Source organism: Bradyrhizobium sp. 62B (assembly GCF_030272265.2).
Lineage (GTDB): Bacteria > Pseudomonadota > Alphaproteobacteria > Rhizobiales > Xanthobacteraceae > Bradyrhizobium.
Window position 1 is genome coordinate 3,282,555 of record NZ_CP092841.2, and the last position, 14,489, is coordinate 3,297,043.

The window sequence follows — 14,489 nt, forward strand, 5'->3', positions numbered from 1 at the left end:
TAACACAGCGCCTTACGGTTGTGTCAACTTGGCGCGCATGGCGGCATCGGGCGGCCGTTCCGGCACCCGGCTGAAATCGGCCTTGCGGCGGGCAACGACATGCGGATAAGCCTTTTGGGCAGAACGGGATCGGTACTTTTGCGGAGAGCTTGATGCAACAACCCAGCGGACACGAGCAGAACGCCGATCAGATCGCCTATTGGAACGGGCCGAGCGGACAACGCTGGGCGGATCGCCACGCGGCCCAGGAGAGCCTGCTCGGCCCCATCGCCGACGTGCTGATCGACCGCGCCAGGTTGAAGCCTGGCGAGCGTGTTCTCGACGTCGGCTGCGGCTCCGGCGCGACGACGTTTGCGTTCGCGAAGGCGGTGGCGCCCGACGGTTTTGCGCTCGGCCTCGACGTGTCCGAGCCGATGTTGTCCCAGGCGCGCGCGTTCGCGCCAAAAGGCCTGCCGCTCGATTTCGTGCTGGCGGACGCGACGGTCCATCCGTTCGAGCCGGCAAGCTTCGATCTGCTCGCCTCGCGCTTCGGCGTGATGTTCTTCGCCGATCCCGTCGCGTCGTTCACCAATCTCCGCCGTGCGCTGAAGCCGTCAGGACGGCTCGCCTTCGCGTGCTGGCGCGAGCCGAAAGAGAATCCGTGGATGATGGCGCCGCTGATGGCGGTGTACAAACACGTGCCCAAAATGCCGCCGGTCGGGCCGGAGGAGCCGGGTCCGTTCGCCTTCGCCTCGGAGGAGCGCGTGATGCGCATCCTCGAGGGAGCCGGCTTCACCGCCGTAGCGATGGAGCCGCACAATCTGTCGATGGACGTCGCGATCGGTGGTGGCCTCGATGCCGCGGTGGACGGCGCGCTGCAGATCGGGCCGGCCAGCCGTGCGCTGCAGGGCCATCCGCCCGAGACCTATGCGGCCGCAAGAGCCTCGATCCGCGACATGCTCACGCCGTTCCTGAAGGGGCAGAGCGTGGCGTTGCAGGGTGCGATCTGGATCGTGACGGCGAAGGCGGGGTAGGGCTGCTTCGCGAGGCTGGTGCAGCAACGGGCCCTCACACCACATCATCCGGCGCCAGCGCACAGCCATTGTCCGGATGCGTCTCGATCTGGAGCGTGGTGTGGCCGATGCGGAAGGACGTCTTCAGGAGCTGCGCGGTCTCCATCAGGAATGCGTCGGCAGTGCCGGCGGGCATCACGAGATGGCAGGTTAGCGCCGTCTCGGTGGTGGAGATCGGCCAGACGTGGAGATCGTGGATGGCGGATACGCCGGGCTGCGCCAGCAAAAATGCCCTGATCGCGGCAAGGTCCGTCCCTTTGGGCGCGGCCGCCATCGACATGTCGATGGAGCCGCGCAAGAGGCTGGTGGTGCTCCAGAGGATGGTTAAGCAGATGACGAGGCTGGTGACGGGATCGAGCCAGAGCCAGCCGGTCCAGATGATCAGCGCGGCCGAGACGACGACGCCGAGCGATACCGCGGCGTCAGCAGCCATGTGCAGATAGGCGCCCTCGATGTTGATGTCGTCCTTGCGTCCGCTGGCGAAAAGCATCGCGGTGAAGCCGTTGATGAGGATGCCGATGCCGGCGACCACCATCACGGTGACGCCCGCGACCGGCTCCGGCTGGCGCAGGCGCAGGATCGCCTCCCAGCCGATGGCACCGGTCGCGACCAGCAGGAACACCGCGTTCGCCAGCGCCGCCAGGATGGTGGAGGCGCGAAAGCCGTAGGTGAAGCGGCCGCTCGGCGCGCGCTGCGCCGCGATCGAGGCGCCCCAGGCCACGACCAGGCCGAGCACGTCGGACAAATTATGGCCGGCATCGGCGAGCAGAGCGGTGGAGTTGCCGAGATAGCCGTAAATTGCCTCAGCCACGACCAGCGCGGTGTTGAGGGAAATCCCGATCGCGAAGGCCTTGCCGAAATTGGCGGGGGCATGGACATGTGCATGGCCGTGCCCATGACCATGGTCGTGGCCATGATCATGCGAATGGCCGGCATGATCATGGTGGTGATGACCGTGATGGTCGTGGCCGCCCAATTCTAGCGCTCCCCGGAAGTCGCTAAATCAGGCGCCATTGTAGGCGTTTCGCGCGTCCCGTCACGACGGAACAGCACGTAGAGCGCCGGCAGCACCAGCAATGTCAGCACCGTCGAGGAGATGATGCCGCCGATCACCACGGTCGCCAGCGGCCGCTGCACCTCGGCGCCGGCGCCGGTGGCAAGCGCCATCGGCACGAAGCCGAGCGAGGCGACCAGCGCCGTCATCAGCACGGGGCGCAGCCGGGTCAGCGCGCCCTCGCGCACGGCCTCCACGAGGGGGCGCCCCTCGCTGCGCAGCCGCTCGATGAAGGCGATGATGACGAGACCGTTGAGCACGGCGACGCCCGACAGCGCGATGAAGCCGACGCCGGCGCTGATGGAGAGCGGAATGCCGCGCAGCAGCAGCGCCGCGACGCCGCCGGTAAGCGCCAGCGGCACACCGGAGAACACCAGCGCCGCATCCGCCGTCGATCCCATGCCCATGAACAGCAGCAGGAACACCAGCAGCAGGGCCACCGGCACCACGATGGTCAGCCGCTTGGTCGCCGAGACCAACTGCTCGAACTGGCCGCCCCAACCGATCCAATAGCCCGGCGGCAGCTTGACCTTCTCGGCCACCGCCTCCTGGGTCTCGGCGACGAAGGAGCGCAGGTCGCGCCCGCGAACGTTGGCCATCACCACCACGCGGCGCTTGCCGTTCTCGCGGCTGATCTGGTTGGGGCCGGGTGCGAGCTCGATCGTGGCGACAGACGACAGCGGGACGTAGCGGAGCGTCGAGCCCGATGCGCCCGGCCATGCGGTTTTCGTGACGGCGGGGACATCCTCGCCTGGCGGCAGCGGGATCGGCAGCGACTTGATCGTGTCGGGGTTGGCGCGCAGGTTTTCCGGCAGCCGCACCACGATGTCGAAGCGGCGATCGCCCTCGAACAGTTTCCCGACTGGCTTGCCACCGATCGCGATCTCGACGAGGTTTTGTACCTCGCCGAGGCTGAGGCCGTAGCGCGACAGCGCCTGGCGGTCGAGCTTGACGGTGAGGATCGGCAGGCCCGCGATCTGCTCGGTCTTGACGTCGGCGGCGCCCTCGATGCCGCGAACCACGCCGTTGACCTGCTGGGCGATGCCCGCGAGTACGTCGAGATCGTCGCCAAAGATCTTGACGCCGACGTCGCTGCGGATGCCGGCGATCAGCTCGTTGAAACGCATTTGGATCGGCTGGGTCATGCCATAGGCCGTGCCGGGCAGGGTGTTGGCGGCGCGCTCAAGCTCGGCGACCACCTCGTCCTTCGGCTTGTCGGGATCGGGCCATTCGTTGCGCGGCTTCAGCGTGACGTAGGTGTCGGCGGCGTTCGGCGGCATCGGATCGTTGGCGATCTCGGCAGTGCCAACCTTGGAGAAGATGGTCGCGACCTCCGGAACCTGCTTGACCGCCTTCTCCAGCCGCAGCTGCATGTCGACGCTCTGCGTCAGGCTGGTGCCGGGAATCCGGATGGTTTCGATGGTGATGTCGCCTTCATCCAGGCTCGGGATGAATTCGCCGCCCATGCGCGTCGCGGCAAACAGGCTCCCGGCAACGATGAGGACAGCGGCGAACGCCACACTGCGGCGATATCGGATCGCACGGTCGAGCTGCGGCACGTAGAACCGCTTGGCGGCCCGCATGAAGATGTTCTCCTTCTCCGAAACCTTGCCGGTCACGAAGATTGCCACCGCAGCGGGAACGAAGGTCACCGACAGCAGCGCCGCGCCCGCGAGCGCCATCAGCACGGTCAGCGCCATCGGCGTGAACATCTTGCCCTCGGTCCCCGTCAGGGTCAGGACCGGCAGGTAGACCACGGCGATGATCAGCGTGCCGAACAGGCTCGGCTTGATGACCTCGCTGGCGCCCTCGCGAATGGTCTGCATCCGTTCTTCCAGCGAGAGCAGGCGGCCGCGCCGGTGCTGCTCGGCGGCGAGCAGCCGCAGGCAGTTCTCGACGATGATGACGGCGCCGTCGACGATGATGCCGAAGTCGATCGCGCCGAGACTCATCAGATTGGCGCTGACCTTGCTCTCGACCATGCCTGTGATCGTGAACAGCATCGACAGCGGGATGACGCAGGCCGTAATCAGCGCGGCGCGGATGTTGCCGAGGATCAGGAACAGCACCGCGATCACCAGCGCTGCACCTTCGATGAGGTTCTTCTCGACGGTCTGGATGGTGGCTTCCACCAGATGCGTGCGGTCGTAGACTGCGTGCGCAATCACGCCGTCGGGCAGTGATTTCGCAATCTCCTTGAGCTTCGCCTTCACGCGTTGCGCCACGCTGCGGCTGTTCTCGCCGATCAGCAGCATGGCGGTTCCGAGTACCGTCTCCGTACCATTGGTCGAGGCCGCGCCGCTGCGCAGGTCCTGGCCTTCCTGGACGTCGGCGACGTCGCGGATGCGCACCGGAACGCCGCCGCGCGAGCCGATCACGATATCTCTCATTTCCTCGATATTGGCGACCTGGCCGGGCGCGCGGACGAGATATTGCTCGCCGTTGCGCTCGATATAGCCGGCGCCGACATTGGAATTGTTGGCGGCCAGCGCCGTCATGATGTCGCGGAATCCGAGCTTGTAGGCCATCAGCCGGCCGGGGATCGGCAGTACGTGGAATTGCCGCTCATAGCCGCCGATCGAGTTGACCTCGACCACGCCGGGAATGGTGCGCAGCTGCGGCTTGATGATCCAGTCCTGGATGGTCCGCAGCTCGGTCGGCGTGAACTCGGCGCCGGTAGACGACTTTGCACCGGGCGTGGCCTCGACGGAGTAGACGTAGATCTCGCCGAGCCCGGTGGAGACCGGCCCCATCGCGACCTCGGTGCCGACAGGAAGCTGGTCCTTTGCCTGCTGGATACGCTCGTTGACGAGCTGGCGGGCGAAATAGATGTCGGTGCCGTCCTGGAATACGACGGTGACCTGGCTCAGGCCATAGCGTGAGATCGAGCGGGTGTAGTCGAGCTTGGGCAAGCCGCCCATCACGGTCTCGATCGGGAAGGTGATGCGCTGCTCGGCTTCGAGCGGCGACAGGCCCGGCGCGCGCGTGTTGATCTGGACCTGGACGTTGGTGACGTCAGGCACCGCGTCGATCGGCAGGCGCGTGAAATTCCAGGCGCCGAAGGCGCCGGCCGCGATGGCAAACAGGACGACGAGCCATCTTTGACGAATGGAGAAGGCGAGGAGCGCGTCAATCATGGTCAGCGTCTCCCTTGCCCATCTCCGCCTTCACGACAAAGCTGTTCTCGGCGACGTAGCGCTCGCCGGCGGAGAGACCGGCGCGGATCTCTACGAATTTCGGGTCGGAATCGCCAAGCTCCACGGGACGTGCCTCGATCTTGTCGCCGTCCTCGCGGACGAACACGATGGTCCTGTTCTCCAGCGTCTGGATCGCGCTCCGGCGCACGGCGACCGCGACGTTGCGGGCGGCGAGGATCAGCCGCGCCGTGACGAACAGGCCGGGCCGCAGCCGCCCGTCCGGATTTTGCAGCACCACGCGCGCGAATGCGGTCTGGGTCTCGCTCGAGCCGATCGGCGCCATGTAAGAGATGGTGCCCTTGATCTCGCCGCGGCCGTCGTCGGGATCAATCAGCACCTCGTCGTTGAGGCGAACGCGCCGCAGATCCTGTCGATAGATCGACAGCTCGACCCAGATGGTGGAGAGGTCGGCGACAACGAAGGCCGGCTTCTGCTCGGAGGCGTATTCGCCGAGCGAGATCTGCCGCTCGATGACGGTGCCGGCGATCGGCGCCTTCAGCTCGTAGACCGTGAGGCTCTGGTTGCTCTCGATCGCGGCGAGCAGATCGTCCTTGGCGACCTTGTCGCCGATGCGCTTCTGGATCGATTTGGCAACGCCGGGAAAGCGCGGCGTCACCTGCACCACGGCCTCCTGGTTGGCGCGCAGAATGCCGTTGAAGGCGAGCGTGTCGGTCAGCGTGGCGCTCGCAGCCTCCGCCAGCACCACGCCCGCGGCCGCCAGCTTGACGTCGGAGATGCGGATGCGGTCGGCGCCGTGCTCGTCCTGCTCGACATGGTCGTTCGGCTTCTTCGGTTCGGAATGCTCGGAATGCTCGCTGTGCGCAGGCTTGTCCGGCGCGAGCAGGGAGGTGCCGTAAGCACCGAGCGCGGCGGCAATGATGGCCACGAGAATGGTGGAGGACGTCTTCATCGTGCGCTCTCCCGCGCCAGCGTGAAGGGATTGCCGACGAGGCCTTCGATGGTCGCAACGCCGGCATGGAAATTCTGCAGGGCCTCCTGCTCGCGCAGCCGCGCCTGGGTGACGCTAGCCTGGGCATCGAGCACCTCGAGCAAGGTGAAGCGGCCCTGGCCGTAGCCTTGCGAGATGGCCTCGGACGCCTCGACGGCCTTGGGGATCGCGGTCTCACGCAGCACCGCGAGCTCGCGCAGCGATCCCTGCAGCGAGTCATAGGCGCGGCCGGCAATCACAATCAGCGTGTTGCGGTTGGCATCGCGCTCGGCTTTGGTCTTGGCGAGGCTTTCCTGCGCCGAGAGGATATTGCCCTGGTTCTGGTCGAACACGGGGATCGGCACCGAGACGGTGAGGCGCGCCGCGTCGTCATTGGTCTCGTTGAAATGGCGCCAGCCGGCCGCGATCCGCACGTCCGGATAGGGCTTGAGCCGCGCCAGCAGCAGCTCGGCATTGCGCTGGGCAAAGACCGCGGTCCAGCGCACCAGCTGCGGATTGGCGTCGATGGCGGCGACAACGGATTGGAACGTCGGCGGCCTGCCCATGGTGTCGAGCCGGCCGGAGACCTCGCCGAATTTCGCGGACGGATCGCCCATCAGCACCGCCAGCTCGCGCCGGGCGCTCGCCAGGCTCGCCTTGAAGCGCTCGCGGTCGGCCTTCACCAGGGCGGAGGCGACCTCGGCGCGGCCGGTCTCGGCCGGGGAGGAGGCTCCGGCCTCGACGCGGCGGCGCAAGAGCGGCGTCAGGCGGTCGATGGCGGTGATCTGCTCATCGAGGATCTGGATGCGGCGCTGCGCGCCGAGCACGCTGAGGAAGGCGATCGCGGTCTCCGACAGCACCTCCAGCCTGACGGCCTTGCGCTGGATCGCGGCGACTTCGACACCGGCCGCTCCGGCCGCGATCCGCGCGTCACGCTTGCCGAACAGCTCGAAGGCCTGGCTGATCTGGAGGGTGGTCTCGGCCGATCGCGTCCCGCGATATTTGCCGGAGCCGAATGAATCGTCCTGCTCGTAGGTCAGTTCCGGATTGAGCAGCGCGCCGGCCTGGATGCGCTGGCCCGTGGCGATGCCGACATCGCGTTCCGCCGCCGTCAGGCGCGGGCTCGCGGCCAGCGCGCGCGACAGCGCGCTTCGCATCGTCAAAGTCTGGGCGTGCGACGGTGCAAGCGCCGATCCTGCAATCAGACACGCCGCCGCGCACGCCAGGCGCGCGGCCATTCCCCTGCGAAACATGAAACCGACCTGTGAAGGATGAACCTAATGGGCGCGGAACGCCCGACCAATCCGTTCAGGCAATATGCTTGGGAGGGGGAGAGTCGGTATCGGTGATGATTCCGGCGAGGCGGGAGGCATGTTGCGGGTGCGTTGCCGGCACCGGCGCGACCGACACGGCCGATGGCGCCGGCTGCGTGACCGTCAGCGAGAAGCAGCCATGGCAATGATGCCCGCCGATGGCCTTGTGATCGCCATGGCCCGTGGTGCCGTCGAGGACGGCGGCGATCTCCGAGCCACCGCCGGGCGTGGTGACGTCGATATCGTGCGATCCGTGCAGCGCGCCCGCGAGCAGATAGATGACCGCGATCAGCACAGACAGCAGCCCGCGCCAATTGCGCGGACGGCAAGTTCCGGAAAGCTGGCGGTTCGCAGGCACGACGTCACTCTGGTTGCGGTCGATGTTCGGCCTAGCATGGCGGCAGGAACAGTGTCGACCCGCAACATTGTTACGTCCGGGGAACAATTGCCGCAGCAGCGCGGCCGGCGCTTCCTCACTGGCGGGCGATAATGCGTCGGTGCGAGGCAGTGGTTTCAATGATGGCCGTGCGGATCGGTTCGGCAACGTGACTGCCATGGTCGGCCTTCACGGTCACGGCGGCGCGACGGCTCGCCTCCATCGCCCGCTCCAGCCATTTGATGGCTTGATAGGACGGGCGAGGGGAGAGATTGCCCCATCGCAAACGCGGAAAGGCCCCAGCCGGCAACTGCCCGGCTGAGGCCTTGTGCTCACAATCTCATCCTTCGGACTCGAACAATCAACGCGCATCCGGCCGGTTCGTTCCGTAACGGATGCCGAATTTAGGAACGTTCCTCCTGTCTTCTGATTAGCGAGCAGAAACGTGTTGAGGAGGAAGGGACTATGGACGGACTGATTTACCTGATCGGCTTGATCGTCGTGATCATGGCGGTGCTGTCGTTCTTCGGCCTGCGCTGAGAGGACGACAATGGAAACGCTCGTACGGGAAGACATGATGGAGGGCGGCGTGACGGCCGCCGATGGCCGCCGGGCCATCCAGTGGAGCTCGGTGTTCGCAGGCGCTCTCGCCGCTGGCGCAATGTCGTTCATCCTGATCGGCTTCGGCGTCGCGGTTGGCCTCGGTGTCAGCTCGGCCTCGCCGACTTGGCGCGATGCCTCGGCGGCGCTGGCGCTGCTGTCCGGGCTGTACCTGATCATCCAGGCGATCATCAGTTTCGGCTTCGGCGGCTACATCGCCGGACGGACAACCCGACCGGCGCCCGCGCTGGCGACGATCGAAGACGACGGCGAGCGGCGGGACGGCCTGCACGGGCTGATCGCCTGGGCCTTGGCCGTGCTGGCCGGCGCGGCTCTGCTCGCGCTGCTGGGCGCTGCCGCGATCGACCGTTCGCCGATGCGCAGCGCAGCCAGCAATACGTCCGCAGCCGAGCCTCTGCTAAGCTATGAGCTGGACAGGCTGTTCCGCGCACCACGCCGCGCGCCGAACATCGATCTTAGGGAAGCGCGTGCTGAGGCCGGACGCATTCTGATGACGTCGTCCAGCCATAGCGGCGTCAGCACCGATGACCGGGCCTATCTGGTGCAGCAGGTTGCTGGTCTGACGGGCCTGCAGGCCCCCGACGCCGAACGGCGCGTCGATGCGCTGATTGCGGATTCAAAGACCGCCATCAACCGTGCGCGGCGCAACTCGATCATCGTGGCGTTCTCGGTCGCAGCCGCGACCCTGATCGGCGCCGCGGTGGCGTGGGCCGCGGCGGTGGCCGGCGGACGACACCGCGACGGTGAGCCATTGCCGAACTGGATGGCGAGCTCGAACCGCTTCCATCGCAATCCGCGCGCGATGCCGGTGCCGTAAATTCTAAACAAATGGCCGGGCGCAAGCTCGGCCATAACGGCTGCCTGCAAGAAGGCTTAGGCCTTCTCTTCCCAGATCATCGCCAGATGGACGATGGTCTGCACCGCCTTTTCCATGTCCTGCCGGCTGACCCATTCCAGCCGGGAGTGAAAGGCGTGCTCCCCGGCAAAGATGTTGGGGCAGGGCAGGCCCATGAAGGACAGGCGCGAGCCGTCGGTGCCGCCGCGGATCGCGGTGCGCATCGGGCGCAGGCCGGCACGGCGGATCGCCTCGATGGCGTATTCGAGCACGTGCGGGTGACGGTCGATCACCTGCTTCATGTTGCGGTATTGCTCGCGGACCTCGAACTTGTAGGTCGAGCGCGGATAGTCCTTCATCACGTCCTTGACGATGGTCTCGAGCAGATCCTCTTTCTCCTTCAACCCTTCCTCGGTGAAGTCGCGGACGATGAAAGACAGCGTCGCCTGCTCCAGCGCACCCTCGATGCCGATCGGATGCAGAAAGCCCTGCTTGCCGGAAGTGGTCTCCGGCGAGCAGCCTTCCTTGGGCAGCCGCTCGACGATGGCAGCCGCGATCTTGATCGCGTGCTCCATCTTGCCCTTGGCATAGCCGGGATGAGCGCTGACGCCTGATATGGTGATGGTGGCGCCGTCGGCCGAGAAAGTCTCGTCCTCGACGCAGCCGGCGCTTTCACCGTCCATGGTGTAGCCGAAATCGGCCCCCAGCTTCTTCAGGTCGACATTGTCGACGCCGCGGCCGATCTCCTCGTCCGGCGTGAACAGGATCTTGATGGTGCCGTGCTTGACGTCGGGATTGTTGATGAAGAACTGCGCGGCATCCATGATCTCGGCGACGCCGGCCTTGTTGTCGGCGCCCAAGAGCGTCGTGCCGTCGGTGGTGATGATGTCGTTGCCGATCTGGTTCTTCAGCGCCGGATGTTCCGTGAAGCGGATCACCTGGCTGGTGTCGCCCGGCAGGGCGATGTCGCCGCCGCGATAGTTCTTCAGAACTTGCGGCTTCACGTCCTTGCCGGTCACGTCGGGCGAGGTGTCCATGTGCGAGCAGAAGCAGATCACCGGCACCTTCTTGTCGGTGTTCGCCGGGATCGTTCCATAGACGTAGCCGTATTCGTCCAGATGCGCGTCGGCGACGCCCATGGCCTTGAGCTCGGCCGCGAGGACGCGGCCGAGATCCTTCTGCTTCTCGGTCGAGGGCGAGCGCGGGGAGGCCGGATCGGACTGGGTGTCGATGGTGACGTAGCGCAGGAAGCGCTCGGTCACGGTATGCGAAAAGGTGAGGGAGGACATTTCTGGTCAAACCGCCGGGTCAGGGGAAGAGAGGCGATATACCAGAAAGCGGGCCGCGTTGCGGCCGGAACGAGATGAGATCAGGCCTAACGAAACGTTGCCTCAGATCGCCTCTTTCAGTTCCTTCACGGGGCGGAAGGTGACCTTCTTGCTGGCCTTGATGTGGATAGGCTCGCCGGTGGCGGGATTGCGCCCGGTGCGGGCGGCGCGTTTGCGGACCTGGAGTATGCCGAGCCCGACGATGCGGACGCGGTCGCCCTTCTTCAGGTGCTTGGCGATCAAATCGACCATGTCGGTCAGGACCGCCTCGGCGTGCTTTTTCGACAGGTCCTGGCTCTCGGCGATATCGGCGGCGAGATGCTTGAGCGTGATGGTGGCGGGAGCGGCGGCCTTTTTCGCCGAATCCTTCTTAGCCAAATCCTTCTTAGCCATGACTGGCCTCCTCAATGACAGGGAAGCCCCGGAAAAACCGGAAAACGTATGGGGATCCCTCTAAGTCCTGGAAGGCGTAGACGATTCGGGCACGGGCTGACTATGGCCAGAGGTTCCCGGCCTTTGCGGGCAAAGCCGCGAAAGGGGGCGAAAGGTTTGAGGTAACACTATGAAGGGATTGCCAAAATGGCGCGAGAGACGGGGCTCGAACCCGCGACCTCCGGCGTGACAGGCCGGCGCTCTAACCAACTGAGCTACTCCCGCGTGGTTCGCTCGATGCGCGCGGAACGAGGGGGGAATTAAAGGCGGGGCTGGGTGAAGTCAAGGACGTTGCGCTTCGCCGGTGCATCTCCGCTTAAGCATTGCTCTGGAAAACGAAAAAGGCCGCCCGGAGGCGGCCATGGGTCAGCCCGGAAGAGGGCGTATCAGCGAATCTCCGAGGTCCCGGCGCTCGTCACCACCACCGGCTTGCCGGCTTTGATCACGTGGGTGGACTGAGCGGTCTGGCTGTAATCGGCATTGGTACGGGCTGCGATCCCGAAGCCGGCCACCATGATGCCGGCCACCAGCGCCACCACCACGATCTTCAGGTGGGTCGCACGATCAGCAGAGTGAATTGAGTGGTTCATCTGAGCCTCCCGACGGGCTTTGCCGCCGTCTATGGCTCCTGTCTTAAGGACCGTCTGTTTCCGGATGGTTTCGCGGGTTCCGCAAAATGGTTTCATTAATACGCCCGTCGGGTTTCGCCAGGCTTGCGGCGGATAAGGTCTCAGGCCGCCGCCCTCTCGATATCGGCCCGGATAGACCGCGCCGCCCAGATGAAGAGCAGGGCGCCGAGCGTGGTCGTGACCGCCGCCGAGAGCAGGGAATAGCGCACGGCCTCGGCGCCATAGCTGCCCTTCAAGGCATCGTTGACCATGCCGACCGCGAGCGGGCCGACGCCCTGACCGAAGCAGGTGGCGGTGAGCGCGATCAGCGCGGAGGCGAGCGCCCGCATGCTGGGCTTGGCCACGGTCTGCGCGATCGCGAAGATCGGGCCGAGATGGAAGCCGACCAGGAACGAGGTCAGCGCCAGCATGGCCACCATCATCGCAAAGTCCTGCGTCAGCATGCACAGCGCGAACACCGGGCCGGCGAGGCCTGAGGTGACCGCGGGCGCCCACAGCTTCCAGCGGTCGTCGCGCCGGCTGATTTGGGCGACCACGAAGCCACCGAGCAGGGTGCCGGCCATGCCGGCGAGCCCCTTGAAGGTGCCGGCATAGGTGCCGATCTCGGCGCTCGACAGATGGTGCACGCGTGCGAGGAATGGCGGGATCCAGGCCGCGGTCGCGTAATTCGTGTAGGTGGTCAGGCAGAAGCCGATCAACACGATGATGAAGCTGCGCTGCGAGGCGAGGAAGCGCAGCGTCGGCCCCAGCGGCTCGGGCACGAAGCTTTCCTGCATCGCCCCGCGCTTCGGCTCGGAGATCGTCAGCCACAGGACCAATGCGAGCAGGATGCCGGGCAGGCCGGCGACATAGAGCGCCATCCGCCAGCCATAGTGCTGGTTGACGTAGCCGCCGACGAAATAGCCGAGGAAGACGCCGAGATAGGTGCCGATGGCGTAGATGCCGAGCGCGCGTGGACGCTCGTTCTTGGCAAAGAGATCGGCGACGATCGACTGCGAGGCGGGGGAGCCGGCGGACTCGCCGATGCCGACGCCGATGCGCGCCAGCGCCAGCGACGTCAGGCTGGTGGCCGCGCCGCACAGCGCCGTCATCGCGCTCCAGAACGCAAAGGCGACAGCCACGATGTTGCGCCGGTTGAGCCGGTCGGCGACGCGCGCGATGGGAATGCCGAGCAGGGAATAGAACAGCGCGAAGCCGAAGCCGGCGAGCAGGCCCATCATGGTGTCGCTGAGCTGGAACTCCTTCTTGATCGGCTCGATCAGGACGTTGAAGATCGTGCGGTCGAGGAAGTTCAGCGCATAGATGATGGTGAGCAGGCCCAGCACGTAATAGCGCCGCGGCGAGGGCGTGGCCGCAGCAGCCGTTTGCACCGACATCTGTGACGTCACATCGACCATCGCGTCCCCCAATTTGTCTTTGTTATCGTTGTCGGTCCAGCTCTTGTCTTGAGCCGGTTGCTCAGCCTTCGCGGATGTAGTTCCCCGCTTCGAATACGACCGGCGGCGCGCTTTGATCGAACGAGACGCCGATCGGATCGCGGCCTTCTTCCATCGCTTCGAGCTGGTCGCTCAGCATGCGCCGGATCATGAGGATGCCGCGGTCGCTCTGGCCGAAATGCTCTTCCGAATGAACGGTGACCTCGCCCTGGCCGACCTGGGCCTCGTAGTCGCCTGGAAATTGCTGGTGCTCTTGCTCGGTCATGTCCCACCAGAACTTGCCGTTGAACTTCGAGCGCATGCGGCTGATGTCGCCGGAGTTCTTGACGCGGCCGGCGACATAGATGCGGAACGAGGTGTCGTCGATCGGAAGCACCCAGCCGATCGATTCGACGCGGGCGAACTGCGCGACGCGCGGGTTCGGCACCACGCGCAAGGTCGGCAGCGCGGCTTCGGTGACGCGATAGAACACCTTGCCGTCGTCCTGCTTGCGGATCGAGCGCACGACGATGCCGCGCGGCGTCTTGTCGAACTTCACCTCCGGGATCGAGGCCATCATGTTGGTGAATTGCGGCCCCGAGAACGAGCCGTGCAGCACCGGGACATGATAGGGATCGACCACGTTCTCGAAATGCTGCAGCCAGTTGCAGGGAATGATGGCGGGACCACCGCCGCCGATCGAGGAATCGTCGGCCTCGACGAACTCGCCATCGTCCATCTGCTCGAGACATTCGTAAGCCGGCAGCACCGGGCGTTTCTCGGCCGGGCCCATATAGGCGAAGATCAGGCCGTAGCGCTCCTCGACCGGATACCAGGGCTGACGCACCTTGTCCTTGAACTGGCCGCCGTCGGGCTCGCAGGGCTGCTCCAGGCAATGGCCTTCGGTGTCGAATTTCCAGCCGTGATAGCAACAGCGGATGCCGTCCTCCTCGACCTTGCCGTAATAGAGCGTGGTGCCGCGGTGACAGCAGCGGGCGTGCAGGAGGCCGGGACGGCCGTGCCTGTCGCGAAATAGCACCAGATCCTCGCCCAGCGCGCGCACCTTTTTCGGCGTGTCGGTGGCATCGCTGATCAGTGCGACCGGGTGCCAGTAGCGGCGCAGCAGCTCGCCCATCGGCGTGCCACGCACGACCGAGGTCAGCTCGGTGCGGCTGTGCGCCGGCTTCATCGCATAGGCCGTGCCGAGATCGCGATCCCGCTGGGTGATGGTCATGCTGGTCCTCCCGCTCCGGCCCATGGGGCCGTGCGCATTTTTGCGCCTTTCCCGCAGTGGAAAATAATTCCATGA

At 65.7% G+C, this 14,489-nt stretch carries 13 protein-coding genes and 1 tRNA gene; 2 read left to right on the forward strand and 12 right to left on the reverse strand.

Going from position 1 to position 14,489, the window contains the following annotated elements:
* Positions 1-152: 152 nt before the first annotated feature.
* Positions 153-1,013 (forward strand): class I SAM-dependent methyltransferase, encoded by an 861-nt coding sequence (locus ML401_RS15360; protein WP_211416787.1) that lies wholly within the window; start codon positions 153-155, stop codon positions 1,011-1,013.
* Between the two features lie 34 nt (positions 1,014-1,047).
* Here ML401_RS15360 and ML401_RS15365 read toward each other — a convergent pair whose 3' ends face one another.
* From ML401_RS15365 to ML401_RS15390, 6 genes are all read right to left on the reverse strand, one after another.
* Complete coding sequence (locus ML401_RS15365; protein WP_376717362.1) at positions 1,048-1,863, reverse strand: cation diffusion facilitator family transporter; 816 nt, start codon at positions 1,861-1,863, stop codon at positions 1,048-1,050.
* A 167-nt stretch (positions 1,864-2,030) separates the two neighbouring features.
* The gene (locus ML401_RS15370) at positions 2,031-5,243 is read right to left on the reverse strand and encodes an efflux RND transporter permease subunit (RefSeq protein ID WP_285812375.1); all 3,213 of its coding nucleotides are present in this window, start codon (positions 5,241-5,243) and stop codon (positions 2,031-2,033) included.
* On the reverse strand, positions 5,236-6,213 hold the full coding sequence (gene ihpB, locus ML401_RS15375; protein ID WP_285812376.1) for a divalent metal ion exporter adaptor subunit IhpB: 978 nt from the start codon (positions 6,211-6,213) through the stop codon (positions 5,236-5,238). The genes ML401_RS15370 and ihpB overlap by 8 nt, the downstream gene beginning before the upstream one ends.
* On the reverse strand, positions 6,210-7,484 hold the full coding sequence (ihpA, locus tag ML401_RS15380; protein ID WP_211416791.1) for a divalent metal ion exporter subunit IhpA: 1,275 nt from the start codon (positions 7,482-7,484) through the stop codon (positions 6,210-6,212). Before ihpA ends, ihpB begins: the two co-directional genes overlap by 4 nt.
* Positions 7,485-7,539: 55 nt before the next feature.
* Positions 7,540-7,902: a hypothetical protein gene (locus ML401_RS15385; RefSeq protein ID WP_212069026.1), complete on the reverse strand. Its 363-nt coding sequence runs from the start codon at positions 7,900-7,902 to the stop codon at positions 7,540-7,542.
* Between the two features lie 115 nt (positions 7,903-8,017).
* Positions 8,018-8,143, reverse strand: coding sequence for a hypothetical protein (locus ML401_RS15390; RefSeq protein WP_285812377.1), 126 nt, complete (start codon positions 8,141-8,143; stop codon positions 8,018-8,020).
* Between the two features lie 327 nt (positions 8,144-8,470).
* On the opposite strand from ML401_RS15390, the gene ML401_RS15395 reads away from it, so the two are divergent.
* Positions 8,471-9,358: a hypothetical protein gene (locus ML401_RS15395; protein ID WP_285812378.1), complete on the forward strand. Its 888-nt coding sequence runs from the start codon at positions 8,471-8,473 to the stop codon at positions 9,356-9,358.
* 56 nt (positions 9,359-9,414) lie between these two features.
* Here ML401_RS15395 and pepT read toward each other — a convergent pair whose 3' ends face one another.
* The 6 genes from pepT to ML401_RS15425 all read right to left on the reverse strand — a co-directional run bounded on the left by pepT (position 9,415) and on the right by ML401_RS15425 (position 14,414).
* The gene (gene pepT, locus ML401_RS15400) at positions 9,415-10,665 is read right to left on the reverse strand and encodes a peptidase T (RefSeq protein WP_211416794.1); all 1,251 of its coding nucleotides are present in this window, start codon (positions 10,663-10,665) and stop codon (positions 9,415-9,417) included.
* Positions 10,666-10,767: 102 nt separating this feature from the next.
* Positions 10,768-11,097 (reverse strand): HU family DNA-binding protein, encoded by a 330-nt coding sequence (locus ML401_RS15405; RefSeq protein ID WP_211416795.1) that lies wholly within the window; start codon positions 11,095-11,097, stop codon positions 10,768-10,770.
* A gap of 187 nt (positions 11,098-11,284) precedes the next feature.
* Positions 11,285-11,361, reverse strand: a tRNA-Asp gene (locus ML401_RS15410).
* A gap of 161 nt (positions 11,362-11,522) precedes the next feature.
* Positions 11,523-11,726 (reverse strand): hypothetical protein, encoded by a 204-nt coding sequence (locus ML401_RS15415; protein WP_063194782.1) that lies wholly within the window; start codon positions 11,724-11,726, stop codon positions 11,523-11,525.
* Positions 11,727-11,866: 140 nt separating this feature from the next.
* Entirely contained in the window at positions 11,867-13,162 is a 1,296-nt protein-coding gene (locus ML401_RS15420) for a spinster family MFS transporter (protein ID WP_376717363.1), read from the reverse strand.
* 61 nt (positions 13,163-13,223) lie between these two features.
* A complete protein-coding gene (locus ML401_RS15425) occupies positions 13,224-14,414 on the reverse strand; it encodes an aromatic ring-hydroxylating dioxygenase subunit alpha (RefSeq protein WP_285812380.1) in 1,191 nt (396 codons plus the stop codon).
* Positions 14,415-14,489 lie beyond the last annotated feature (75 nt).